Origin of the sequence: Neobacillus dielmonensis (genome assembly GCF_000612665.1) — a bacterium.
Classification (GTDB): Bacteria; Bacillota; Bacilli; order Bacillales; family Cytobacillaceae; genus Neobacillus; species Neobacillus dielmonensis.
Genome location: NZ_HG942044.1, coordinates 1 through 12,830 on the forward strand (window position 1 = coordinate 1; position 12,830 = coordinate 12,830).

Annotated in this window: 12 protein-coding genes; 9 read left to right on the forward strand and 3 right to left on the reverse strand. The window is 39.7% G+C overall.

The genetic code is table 11. The annotated features are described in order from the left end of the window. Window positions 1-164 precede the first annotated feature (164 nt). Window positions 165-1,286: an ATP-binding protein gene (locus BN2425_RS05150; protein WP_042455899.1), complete on the forward strand. Its 1,122-nt coding sequence runs from the start codon at window positions 165-167 to the stop codon at window positions 1,284-1,286. 306 nt (window positions 1,287-1,592) lie between these two features. Here BN2425_RS05150 and BN2425_RS05155 read toward each other — a convergent pair whose 3' ends face one another. Further along, the gene (locus tag BN2425_RS05155; protein ID WP_042455901.1) at window positions 1,593-2,378 is read right to left on the reverse strand and encodes a carbon-nitrogen family hydrolase; all 786 of its coding nucleotides are present in this window, start codon (window positions 2,376-2,378) and stop codon (window positions 1,593-1,595) included. Between the two features lie 115 nt (window positions 2,379-2,493). On the opposite strand from BN2425_RS05155, the gene BN2425_RS05160 reads away from it, so the two are divergent. From BN2425_RS05160 to BN2425_RS05185, 6 genes are all read left to right on the forward strand, one after another. Continuing rightward, window positions 2,494-3,669, forward strand: coding sequence for a pyridoxal phosphate-dependent aminotransferase (locus tag BN2425_RS05160; protein WP_042455904.1), 1,176 nt, complete (start codon window positions 2,494-2,496; stop codon window positions 3,667-3,669). 423 nt (window positions 3,670-4,092) lie between these two features. Further along, window positions 4,093-4,353 (forward strand): aspartyl-phosphate phosphatase Spo0E family protein, encoded by a 261-nt coding sequence (locus BN2425_RS05165; protein WP_042455906.1) that lies wholly within the window; start codon window positions 4,093-4,095, stop codon window positions 4,351-4,353. A gap of 463 nt (window positions 4,354-4,816) precedes the next feature. Continuing rightward, window positions 4,817-5,641, forward strand: a complete 825-nt coding sequence (locus BN2425_RS05170) for an electron transfer flavoprotein subunit beta/FixA family protein (protein ID WP_042455908.1) — start codon at window positions 4,817-4,819, stop codon at window positions 5,639-5,641. A gap of 30 nt (window positions 5,642-5,671) precedes the next feature. Further along, window positions 5,672-6,703, forward strand: a complete 1,032-nt coding sequence (locus tag BN2425_RS05175; RefSeq protein ID WP_042455911.1) for an electron transfer flavoprotein subunit alpha/FixB family protein — start codon at window positions 5,672-5,674, stop codon at window positions 6,701-6,703. Then, window positions 6,696-7,991, forward strand: coding sequence for an FAD-dependent oxidoreductase (locus BN2425_RS05180; RefSeq protein ID WP_042455914.1), 1,296 nt, complete (start codon window positions 6,696-6,698; stop codon window positions 7,989-7,991). The genes BN2425_RS05175 and BN2425_RS05180 overlap by 8 nt, the downstream gene beginning before the upstream one ends. Further along, window positions 7,991-8,275: a ferredoxin family protein gene (locus tag BN2425_RS05185; protein WP_040204690.1), complete on the forward strand. Its 285-nt coding sequence runs from the start codon at window positions 7,991-7,993 to the stop codon at window positions 8,273-8,275. The genes BN2425_RS05180 and BN2425_RS05185 overlap by 1 nt, the downstream gene beginning before the upstream one ends. A gap of 144 nt (window positions 8,276-8,419) precedes the next feature. On the opposite strand, the gene BN2425_RS05190 is transcribed toward BN2425_RS05185, so the two are convergent. Together BN2425_RS05190 and BN2425_RS05195 are read right to left on the reverse strand one after the other, a co-directional pair. Beyond that, entirely contained in the window at window positions 8,420-8,764 is a 345-nt protein-coding gene (locus BN2425_RS05190) for a hypothetical protein (RefSeq protein WP_042455917.1), read from the reverse strand. 127 nt (window positions 8,765-8,891) lie between these two features. Beyond that, window positions 8,892-10,133: an MFS transporter gene (locus BN2425_RS05195; RefSeq protein WP_042455920.1), complete on the reverse strand. Its 1,242-nt coding sequence runs from the start codon at window positions 10,131-10,133 to the stop codon at window positions 8,892-8,894. 215 nt (window positions 10,134-10,348) lie between these two features. On the opposite strand from BN2425_RS05195, the gene BN2425_RS05200 reads away from it, so the two are divergent. Continuing rightward, a complete protein-coding gene (locus BN2425_RS05200) occupies window positions 10,349-10,789 on the forward strand; it encodes a MarR family winged helix-turn-helix transcriptional regulator (RefSeq protein WP_042455922.1) in 441 nt (146 codons plus the stop codon). Between the two features lie 142 nt (window positions 10,790-10,931). After that, window positions 10,932-12,626, forward strand: a complete 1,695-nt coding sequence (locus tag BN2425_RS05205; RefSeq protein WP_042455925.1) for a M3 family oligoendopeptidase — start codon at window positions 10,932-10,934, stop codon at window positions 12,624-12,626. Window positions 12,627-12,830: the final 204 nt, after the last annotated feature.

Genomic DNA, 12,830 nt, shown 5'->3' on the forward strand with positions numbered 1-12,830 from the left:
TTTGTCTACAATCTGAATGCAAAACTGCTAACAGTTTTGCATTTTTTACATTTTGCTAGTGTTATAAAATTAGTTTTAACCATAAAAAGGAATTTATTCTTTTTATGTAGAATTATAACATATATATTCAGGCTTAATTCTGTTGCAGGCGGGGTGGCATTTTAGTGGAAAGGCAGTACAAACAGGAAGATGCTCAACCTCTTAATGAATGTGTTAGCACAATTGAGAGTATCAACTTTGAACAATTATATAATCGTATTCTTGAGAATTCTATAAATGGTCTAATCATTTGGGATCATCAATACCGAATTATCGATGTAAATCCTGCTGTGGAGCTGCTATTAGAAACGTCTAAAGAAAAGCTAGTCGGGCAGCTACTATACGAACCATTTTACAGGCAGGAAAGCCAAGTACAACAAATAAAACAACATATCCAAAATACATTTGAAAATGGTCGTTATACTTCAGTAGTGATTTTTGTAAGCAAATTAGGCAGGAAACAGCACTTTGAATATCATTCCCAACATTCAGCTGATGATCAGTTCAACATTACAGTAGTAAAAGATATTACAGAAATGGTAGAAATGCAGGAGCAGCTGCGCAAATCGGATACTCTAAGTGTTATTGGTGAACTTGCTGCTGGTATTGCTCATGAAATCAGAAATCCCATGACTGCATTAAAGGGATTTATCCAATTGCTGGAAGGGAGCATCAGGCGGGAGCATTCCATGTATTATGAGGTGATTACGACAGAACTGCAGCGAATTGATACCATTATTAACGAGTTTTTACTCTTAGCAAAACCTCAGGCATCAAAGTTTCAGTTAAAAGATGTTAAACAAATTATGCGTGAAACTATTGATTTGTTAAATGCTCAGGCTGTTCTTCACAATATCCAATTCATTACAGAATATGGTGAACAGTTGCCTCTAATTTACTGTGAATCCAATCAATTAAAAAAGGTGTTTATTAACTTAATAAAAAATGCCATTGAGGGAATGCCTGCTGGAGGAAAGATCACGGTAATAATTAATCAGCAAGTGGAGGGGAATGGTCAGATTCATATTGCTATTCAAGATGAAGGCATGGGGATACCGAAGGAGCAGCTAAAGCGGCTGGGAGAACCGTTTTACACTACAAAGGAACGTGGAACGGGACTGGGGTTAATGGTCAGTTATAAAATAATTGAAGAACATAAAGGAAGCATATGGGCAGAAAGCGATGAAGGCCAAGGAACAATTTTTCATATTATCCTGCCTATTGATTTTAAACAGGAAAACTTATAATTAATCTGTTTTTAGGCGTAAACGGGAAGTTTAAGGAATATAGTAAACATCAATATTTGGCAGAGCATTTTTTTAAAACATTTGTTAAATGATTGGGAAGAATGACAACAATTATGGCGAAGTCAGGCATGTGTCATTAGTTGTTGCAATAAGAGGATTGAAGGGAAAACCTTCATTGGATAGAAAGAAACTAAAAAAGACCGTCAATAGACGGCTTTTTTATTGGCTATTTGGTTTCAAAAATTATCCATTGGTTTGCGAATTTAGTTATGGATGGTCAGACTCATTATAATTTTGTTATTAACATTATTTATAGTATTCCGGCCTTCGGTCTTCGAAAATAGGGATTTCATTTCTTATTGCTTTCACTTTATCCATTTCTATAACAGCTGTTAAAATTTCCTGTTTTTCCCCTGCTTCAGCGACTATTTCTCCCCAGGGATCAATAATCATCGAATGCCCGGCAAATTGATTTTTGGGGTCCACCCCTGAACGGTTACAAGCAATAACGTAGCACTGATTTTCAATTGCCCTTGCAATTAATAGTGACCGCCAATGCATAAGTCTGGGAGCAGGCCACTCAGCAACGACAAACAGTACCTCAGCGCCGCTAGATGTATGGGCACGGATCCATTCGGGGAACCGGATATCATAACATATAACACCGGCAAACTGGCAACCTTCCAGCTGGAATAGTCCTTTATCCACACCTGCATTTAAATAGAGGTGCTCCTCCATAAGTTTAAACAAGTGAAGCTTACTGTATTGGTGAACGAGTTCTCCAAGTTTATTTATAATAAGCAGTGTATTCTTTACTCCATTTTTTCCTTGGTTAGCAACGGAACCTCCGACAAAATTCACCTTGAATTTTTGCGCAGCTTGTTTGAAAAATTGGATTGTTTGTTCTGCATTTTTATCTGCAATTTCCTCAAGACGGGTTAAATCATAACCTGTTGTCCATAACTCTGGAAGAACAATAATATCGGGTTGATTCTCAATCGCTTTTTCAATCAGTTTTTCAGCATTTTGAACGTTTTTCTGTGGGTTGCCATAGGCAATATCCATTTGAATACAGGAAACTTTTAATTTCACCTATTCTCACCTCAAGAACTTTCTAAATTTTTACTTTACAAGCTAATATAAAAGTTATAACATTTGTGACTAGAAATTCAACCATAATTTGAAAATAAATGAAGCAGGTGAGAAAGTGAAACAATTTCCAACATCGGATTTATTAAAAAGCTTGCCAAGGCAATTCTTTGCTTCTCTGGTTAAAAAAGCTGGTCAATATATAGACCAAGGTTTTGATGTTATTAATTTGGGTCAAGGAAATCCTGACCAGCCGACGCCACAGCATATCGTTGCCAAGCTGCAAGAAGCTGCGGCGGATCCAATTAATCATAGGTATTCACCATTCCAAGGGTTTAATTATTTAAAGCAGGCAGCAGCGGATTTCTATTGGAGGGAATATGGGGTAGAAATTGACCCGAATAAAGAAGTGGCTATTTTATTTGGAGGAAAAGCCGGGTTAGTAGAAATACCACAATGTATCGTAAATCCCGGTGATACGATCCTTGTGCCGGATCCTGGATATCCTGATTATTTGTCAGGGATTACCCTAGCTAGGGCCAAGATGGCTGTTATGCCACTTCGCGAGAGTAATGGATTCCTTCCTGATTATCATGATTTAGGTTCAGAGATGTTACAAAAGGCTAAGATGATGTTCCTTAATTATCCTAATAATCCAACAGGGGCCATTGCTACAACTAATTTTTTCGAAGAAACAGTTAAGCTGGCATGTGAGCATGATATATGTATTGTCCATGATTTTGCTTATGGGGCAATCGGCTTTGATCAGCATAAACCAATTAGTTTCTTACAAACCGAAGGTGCAAAGGACGTTGGAGTAGAAATATATACGCTGTCAAAAACCTATAATATGGCAGGATGGCGTGTAGGTTTTGCGATCGGTAATGCGAGTGTGATTTCGGCAATTGAATTAATCCAGGATCACTTATATGTGAGCTTATTCGGTGCCATTCAGGAAGCAGCAGCCGAAGCATTAACGGGACCACAGGACTGTGTTAAGGAGATTAGAGAAAGATATGAACGAAGAAGAAATGTTTTGATTAGCGGACTTCGGTCCATTGGCTGGAATGTCAGTGCGCCAAGTGGGTCTTTCTTTGCTTGGCTTAAAGTGCCATCTGGATATACATCTGAAGAATTTGCCGCCATATTGCTTGAACAGGCACATATTATCGTAGCACCAGGAAATGGCTTTGGAAATTTCGGAGAAGGATATGTTAGAGTGGGACTACTATCCTCAGAAGATCGTCTTCTTGAAGCAGTCCGAAGAATGGAGAGTCTAGAAATATTCCAATAAGATATAGATGAAAAAAATATACACATAATGATTTACTGGCTTTGGTAACACTAAAAGCCAGTTTTTTTATATTCAATTATGTCTATAGAACTACTTAGTTGCAGGGTGAATGTGGTTATTTTTACCCATAAAAATATTTTGGTAAAATATCAGCAAAGCATTTCCTGAAGCAGGTCTTATAAACTTTTGGCTGCAAGAGAAGAGTTGATGAATCCGCTTTCATTCATTGCAGAAATGTGCGATAACATACTTGTCGCAAAAACAAGAAAAACATCAAATAAATTGTCGAATATCGAGAGAAATAGATTGTTTTGTCTTCTTTTGCGATTGTATTTACTTTTATATAAATTCTTGTCATAATTCTTCAAGTAGTCTATTAATTTAATGGATTACAGTAATAGGGTAAAAGGTAGGAGGATAACATTGTACGAGTATAGTAATAGCAGCAGTCATCAATGGGATCAAAATTACATGATAGAAGAGATTAAAGCAAAAAGAGAGCTTATGATTAGAAGTGCAAATACTTTAGGATATACTAGTGATGAAACTGTTAGATACAGTCAAGAGTTGGACGAACTGATTAATCAGTATCAAAGAATAATGGGACAAGCCCCAAGGCCAAATGATGAAGTGAAAATTGCTTTCAAACAAATGATTATGATCTGGCCAAAAATATTAGTATGATGGACAAAGATTGAGGCCTTCTGTATAATGGAAATAAAAGGCAACTAAAAAGAAGGCCTTTAAGTATTCCAATAGATTCGAACGAATTATTCGGTTTCCTCGTTTTAAACGCAAAATCAACAATGCCTCGCTTAAAATAAAAGAGAAAACATAGGGCAAAAAAAGAGTAACATATTTTAATGCAATTTAACTACATTTATATAAAACTGTCTTCTATAGAATAATTGCTGATCTAGTTCCCGCATATATAAAAGAATCCTTTCACAAAACCTTTCGCTCCCTCATAGAATTCACTTATTGTGCATTTGTATAATCTTTATCTCAGGCTTTAAAGAAGAAAACTGCATCGGTGGGGAATATGCTTCTATTACGATACATATATCGTTAATAAAAGCATTTTTTATAGTGAAACAAGCAAACGCTTTCATTGTCCCAAAAAGAGATGGAGGAGGGAAATTTTAAAATGCATATTGTCGTATGTGTCAAACAAGTACCTGACACGAAAATCATTAAGATTAATCCGAAAACGAACACCCTAGACCGCCGCAGCGCCCCAGCAATTTTAAATCCTTATGATGCCCATGCCGTACAAGAAGCTGTAAAAATCAGAGAAAAAACAGGAGGAACAATTTCTGTCTTATCAATGGGTCCGCCGCAAGCTACCGCCGTCATAAAAAAGAGCATAGAAATAGGAGCAGACAGAGGCTATTTAATTACCGATCGTGCTTTTGCGGGTGCTGATACCTTAGCAACCAGCTACGCTTTATCAAAAGCTTTAGAGAGGATTGGCAAGGAACTTCCCGTTGATATAGTCATTTGCGGCAAGCATGCCATAGATGGTGATACTGGGCAGGTTGGTCCGGGAATTGCGAGAAGGTTAGATATTCCACCGATCACAAATGTGATCGAGGTTGTCGAAGTGAACCAACAGGAACAAACAGTATTAATGAAACGAAAATTAGCAAATGGCTATGAGCTAATCCAAACAGAAATACCATGCCTTATGACCGTTGAAAAAGAGATAAATGAAATAGAATATTCCCCCATGCCTAATATGATCAAAGCAGCGCGATATGAACCGATTATTTGGGCAGTAAGCGACCTTGAAAATGTGGACCGTACTCAGCTTGGGCTGAAAGGATCGCCGACAATTGTTGGAAAGATGTTTACACCTCCTAGACCCGAAGGTGGAAAGAAACTCGAAGGAACCACCGATGAGCAAGTCAATCAATTGATGGATATTTTATTAGAAAACAAGGACTTGTTCACCCTGCAGTCTTCTAATTAATGAGAAAAATCTTTTGTTGGAGGGGTACGCATGAATTTGGATGATTACCGTGGAGTCTGGGTTTTTATTGAGCAAAATAATCAAAAAATCGAAGATGTTTCACTAGAACTGCTTGGTGCCGGCAGAAAGCTTGCTGATAAATTGAATGTACCGTTAGCTGGATTTTTATTGGGCGACGAAATTAAACCGTTAGCCAACCAGGTGATTGCTTACGGGGCTGACGAGGTATATGTAATTGACCATCCGGTTTTAAAACATTATCGAACGGAATCGTTCATGAAAGGTGTTATGTTGCTGGCGCAAAAATATATGCCTGAAATAATCCTTTATGGAGCAACACCAAATGGAAAAGACCTGGCAAGTGCCGTAGCAACTGATTTAGTCACAGGACTGACTGCTGATACTACGATGCTGGATGTGGATGTGGACAGCAGATTACTTGAGGCAAGTCGGCCAGCATTTGGCGGAAATATCATGGCAACTATTCTTTGTAAAAAGCACCGTCCCCAGATGGCGACAGTCCGTCCAAAGGTGATGAAGGCTTTAGAGCCTGATTCCAGTAGACATGGCAAAATTATTGAAGAAAAAATTACGTTGAACGAAGAGGATATGCGGACAAAAGTACTTCAAATTGTGAATGATGTAACAAAAAAAACAAACCTGGCGGACGCACATGTTATTGTTTGCGGCGGTAAAGGAATGGGGGATTACCAAAACTTTCAATTGATTCATGACTTTGCTGAAACGATTGGTGCGAGTGTCGGGGGCACAAGGGATGTTGTGGAAGCAGGATGGCTGCCCCACGAACAGCAGGTTGGTCAGACGGGGGAAACGGTGACTCCGAAAATTTATTTTGCTATTGGTATATCTGGAGCAATACAGCATGTTGTCGGAATGAAGAATTCAGAGTTAATCATCGCCATTAATAAAGACCCTAATGCACCGATATTTGATGTTGCAACCTACGGCATAGTAGGTGATGCTTTGGAAATTGTGCCCGTATTAATTGAACAGTTTAAGCGGCTAAAAAATGAAAAAGGCGGTGAGATAACCTATGCCTGAAAAATTTGATGTCATTGTGGTAGGTGCCGGACCTGCCGGTACAGCATGTGCGTTGACGTGTGCAAGGGCCGGTCTGGATGTGTTATTGATTGAAAGAGGAGAATATCCTGGCTCGAAAAACGTTATGGGTGGGGTACTATACCGAAAACAAATGGAAGATTTAATTCCAGAATTTTGGAAGGAAGCACCGTTGGAGAGGCCTGTCATTGAGCAGCGCTTTTGGGTAATGGATAAGGAATCCGTTGCTTCGTTTGGTTATAAAGGCCTTGAATGGGGGGTTGAACCTTATAACAATTTTACGGTTTTAAGAGCAAAGTTTGACCAATGGTTCGCAGGTAAGGCTGTGGAGGCCGGGGCACTGCTGATTAATGAAACGGTTGTGACGGAGTGTTTGGTCGAAAACGGCAAGGTAATTGGTGTTCGTACCGACCGGCCAAATGGAGAGGTTTTAGCCGACGTCGTTGTACTGGCGGATGGAGTAAACTCCCTGCTGTCTAAACAACTGGGTTTTCATAAAGAATTTCGCCCTGATGAGGTTGCCCTAACGGTAATGGAGGTCATCAATCTTTCAAAGGATAAAATTAACGAGCGGTTTAATTTAGAAGACAATCAGGGATGTACCATTGAAATCTTCGGGGACTCAACCAAGGGCAATCTGGGTACCGCATTCCTTTATACAAATAAAGATAGTTTGAATATCGGGGTGGGCACTACCCTATCGAGTATGATTAAAGCGAAATTAAAGCCTTATGAGCTCCTGGATTACTTGAAGAATCATCCAATGGTAAAACCTTTGCTTGCTGGTGGCGAATCAGCAGAATATTTGGCTCACCTTATCCCTGAAGGAGGGTATCATTCCGTACCGAGGGTGGCAGGAAATGGGGTTGTCGTTGTGGGGGATGCTGCCCAGCTAGTCAACGCCATTCATCGTGAAGGGTCGAACATGGCGATGCATTCAGGACTATTAGCGGGTGAATCCATCATTGAAGCGAAGAACCGGGGAAACTTTAGTGAATCGACTTTAAATATTTATCGTGATAAACTGCACGATAGTTTTATTATCAAAGATTTAGAGAAATACAAAGATGCTGCGCATACATTTGAAAGCTATCCACAATATTTTAAAGAATACCTCCCGATGATGAATCAAGCGATGAGTACTTTCTTTACAGTGGACGGGACGCCAAAACGGGAAAAGCAGAAACAAATTATTAAGAGTGTAACAGCCGAAAAAGGAAGACTGCGTGTACTGCAGGATATTTATCGAGCTTGGAAGGCGGTGAAATAATGTCAACGAAGAATATTGAAGAAAAACAGTATCTTCTAAGATTCAAGTGTGATACAAAGTCCCATTTGACCGTACTTGACCATGACGTTTGCATGACTCAATGCCCTGATAAAATTTGCACTGTATTTTGCCCTGCTGAAGTTTATAAATGGGAAGGTACCCGGATGCAGGTTGGCTATGAAGGCTGTCATGAGTGCGGCAGCTGCCGAATTGGTTGTCCATATCAAAACATTAAATGGGAATATCCAAAAGGCGGGCATGGAATTGTGTTCCGTTTGGCCTAACACATCAGACATCTATTAACAATCTCTAAAAAGTGCTGTTTCCTCTTTAGGTAAGCAGCATTTTTTTATTCTTTTCATGTAGCTTTTTTCACAAGGGATGTCAAAAAAGAGGTGAAGCAAAAGGGATGGTGTTTGTTTTGAGGGTTAAGAGATTTTTTCTAGCTTTGTAGAGAAGATGAGGCTATCATTTTTACTCGATGAAACTAAGTTAGAGGCAAGCTTAATAGCAATATCCATACTTTCTGATGCTGTTGAAACAAAGTAGGGTCTCTGCCAATTGAAATCTCCCTCACAATCAGCGGGGTAAATGGTTACTCTCCAGTGGAAGTAGATTTTTGGATCAGGGAGTTGTACCCCTTCTACGGCAATGAGCCAATGCGTATAATTTCTGCCTGAACAGGAGTCAGATTCTTTAAGTACCTTTAAATCATTCATTCCAATTGGAACTAGAGCAACCTGATAAAAGTCGTGATAATTTGGGGTTTTCAAACAATTGATACCTCCCTAAGATGAGTTGTATCTATATTATATGAAACTTTTAACTATTATTGAGTTAAAAAGGGCAAATTTTTTGAAAATTTTGGCGCAAAAAAATAAGGCCTGCCGGTGCCAGCCCTTATTTCCCTTCATTCATCTCTAATAGTTTTTTGTCAGCAGGAAGGAGAAATGCAGTTAATCCTAAAATAGGTAAAATTCCCACTGCTCTAATCATGGATGGTAATCCAATTAAATCTGCAATAGATCCTAATCCAACTGAGCCAATAGCCCCCATCCCAAACGCCAAGCCGACTGTCAGTCCAGACATCATGCCAATTTTCCCTGGAACCAATTCCTGGGCATATACCACTGTAACTGAAAAACTAGTCATTAAAATAAATCCTGTTAAAACCAGTAAAATAAACGCCAATAGAGGTGGCACATAAGGAATCATAATGGAAAGCGGAAGGGTTCCCAGCATGGAAAAAGAAATGATTCTCTTCTTACCATACCTGTCGGCTAGAGGTCCCCCAAAGAATGTCCCAACAGCTCCAGCCACTAAAAAGGCAAATAAGAAAATCTGTGCCTCTTTAATAGAGAACCCATACTTTTCCATACCGTAAAAAGAGTAAAAATTGGTCATTCCAGAAATATACCATGAACGGGCAAAAATGAGCAGTAAAATGAGAACCAGTGCTTTTTTTATGCCTTTTGGCAGCCCCTCTCCCTTAACGGATTGAGTGGGATCCTTCGCCGCCAGTGGTCGCTCAGGATCGAATAACCTTCGACGATACCAAGCGGCAATATAGATTAATAAGACTACTGCAGCTGCGGCTACAATCGTAAACAATGAGGCCCCCCTTTGACCTAAAGGGACTAAAATTAAAGCTGTAATCAACGGGGCAAATGCCTGCCCTGTATTTCCGCCTACTTGGTAGATTGATTGCGCAAGTCCTCTCCGTTTGCCTGCTGCCATATGCGCAACCCTGGAACCTTCCGGATGGAAAACGGCAGACCCAATCCCAATAAAAATAACGGATAGGACCACTGTGATAAAATGAGGGGCAAATGCCAGTGACAATATTCCAATCAAACTAAAGGCCAGCCCAACGGGTAATGCATAGGGCATCGGCCGTTTATCTGTATAATTTCCAACAGCGGGCTGCATGACTGAGGAAACCATGTTTAATGAAAACGCAATAATGCCAAGCTGTGTATAAGACAAACCCATTGATTTCTCTAGAATGGGAAACATCGCGGGCACTACAGATTGTAGGGCGTCATTGAGCATATGGCAAAGTCCAAGAATAACCAGAATCTTAAAATGAGTTGTATGGTTAGGCACACTAGGATTATTTGGTAGAGTTGCTTGTTGAGCCACTTATTCAACCCCTCTCCGAATATTTTAATTATTTCTATAATACTACGATAAGTTCTATAGGGAAATATTGATTTTATAAGGCAAAGGATGGATTTGCGTATAGAAGCACCCAGTCAAATTGACAGGGATTGATAATTTTTTTATAATAATTTTGAAATCGAGATATTAAATAGTAAGGTCATATAGGAAATCAAAACCTAAAAGGTGGGTTTAGAATGGAAAATGATTCAACTGCTGTCTCTTTAAAGCTTTTTATTGTTCTTTCTAGAGCCTATAAAGCCATAAATGAGCATGTTAATAAAGTAATTCAAGCAAATGGTTTAAATCCAACAGAGTTTGCTGTTTTGGAGCTGTTATATCATAAGGGCGATCAGCCGCTGCAACAGATTGGCGGTAAAATTTTGTTGGCAAGCGGCAGCATTACCTATGTGGTTGATAAGCTGGAACAGAAGAGACTGCTGCAAAGAATTGCCTGCCCGAGTGACCGAAGAGTTACTTATGCGTCCATAACGGATGAGGGAAAAGCATTGATTCAGGAAATCTTCCCGGAACATGCAGAGCAAATAAATAAATTAATGTCTAGTCTAACCGACTCAGAAAAATTGACGGCAATTGATTTATTGAAAAAATTAGGAATACCTGCCGGCAAATTTTAAAGACCACGAATGGCGATACTGATTGGGTCGTGAGGCAGGGTGCATTTTTAGTTTAAGACGGCCAGCCGGCCGTTTTTTATTCCACGTAATTAGTATATAATGGTATAGATTACATGATAACTTCAGAAGGGGGATGTTTGGAATGGGGTTTGAAAATTATACATATGCTCGTCCTGATTTAACAGAGGTAACATCGAAATTTGAAGCTGTATTAAAGCGCTTTCGTGATGCTAATTCTGCTGATGAGCAAAGCCTCGCGATGGATCAGATAAATCAGATTAGAAATGACCTTGGGACCATGTTTAATTTATGCAATATTCGTCATACGATAGATACGAATGATGAATTTTATAAAGCAGAGCAAGATTATATGGATGAACTAGAACCTGAAATTGAAGGCTTGGTAACAAAATACTATCAAGCGCTTGTTGAGTCAAAATTCAGAACAGAGCTGGAAGCTAAATTTGGCAGGCAGCTGTTCGCTCTGGCCGAGAGTCAATTAAAAACATTTAAGCCAGAAATTGTCCCGCTCCTCCAAAAAGAGAACCGTTTAGTGACTGAATACACGAAATTAGTCGCATCGGCTAAAATTCAGTTTGAAGGAGAAGAGCGGACACTTGCACAAATTGATCCCTTTATTGAGTCAACAGACAGAGAGATGAGAAGAAGGGCTAGTGAGGCGAAATTCGGTTTCTTTGCTGAGCATGAGGAAGACTTGGACCGTATTTATGATGATCTTGTAAAGGTGCGCACAGAGATTGCCCAAAAATTGGGCTATAAGAATTTCGTGGAGCTTGGCTACCACAGAATGATGCGGACAGATTATAATGCAGAAATGGTTGCCAATTTCCGTCAGCAGGTAGAAGACTATATCGTGCCTATTGCCACGAAATTGAAAGAGCGCCAACGGGAGCGGCTCGGACTTGACCAATTAAAATACTATGATGAAAACATCATTTATCAAACGGGAAATGCTATCCCGAAAGGAAGTCCGGAATGGATTATAAACAATGGTCAACAAATGTACGAAGATTTATCAAAGGAAACCGGCGAATTTTTTAAATTTATGCGGGAAAATAATCTAATGGACTTAGTTGCAAAAAAAGGCAAGGCCAGCGGTGGTTATTGCACCTATATTGAGAACTATAAAGCCCCATTTATTTTTTCGAATTTCAACGGAACTTCCGGCGATATTGGCGTATTGACACATGAGGCGGGCCATGCGTTTCAGGTATATTCAAGCCGCCATTATGAAATTCCGGAATATAACTGGCCTACTTATGAAGCATGTGAAATCCACTCTATGAGTATGGAGTTCTTTACTTGGCCGTGGATGGAGTTGTTTTTTAAAGAAGATACCGATAAGTACAAATTTTCTCATCTTAGTGATGCCTTGCTATTCCTTCCATATGGGGTGTCAGTGGATGAGTTTCAGCATTGGGTGTATGAGCATCCTGAGGCTTCACCAACGGAACGGAAACTAGCTTGGAGAAACATAGAAAAGAAATACTTGCCCCATAAAGATTATGCTGGCAATGAGTACCTCGAAAACGGCGGATTTTGGCAGCGACAAGGTCATATTTATAATTCTCCGTTCTATTATATTGACTATACCCTTGCCCAAATTTGTGCCTTCCAATTCTGGAAACGGTCCAGAGAAAACATGGAAGAGGCATGGTCAGATTATCTTAATCTTTGCCAGTTAGGGGGCAGCATGTCATTCACAAAGCTTGTTGAGGCCGCTCATTTAATTTCACCATTCGAAAATGGCTGTGTGGAATCAGTGGTTGGTGAAATTGAAAACTGGTTGAATTCAGTGGATGATAAAAAGCTGTGAGAAAACAAAAAAGCGAAGCCAGGCTTCGCTCAGATTGTCGAGAAAGGTTATTTTTCTCGGCAATTTTTCATTTCACTTGAATTAAAATATGATTTTTAGAATTGATTATCGCCTGCAATGGGGCCTATTGATTTCCGCTCCAGGTGCTTCGCTTTCCGCGGGCGTGCCGGGGAGCCTCCTCGGCGCTTTAGCGCCTGCGGGGTC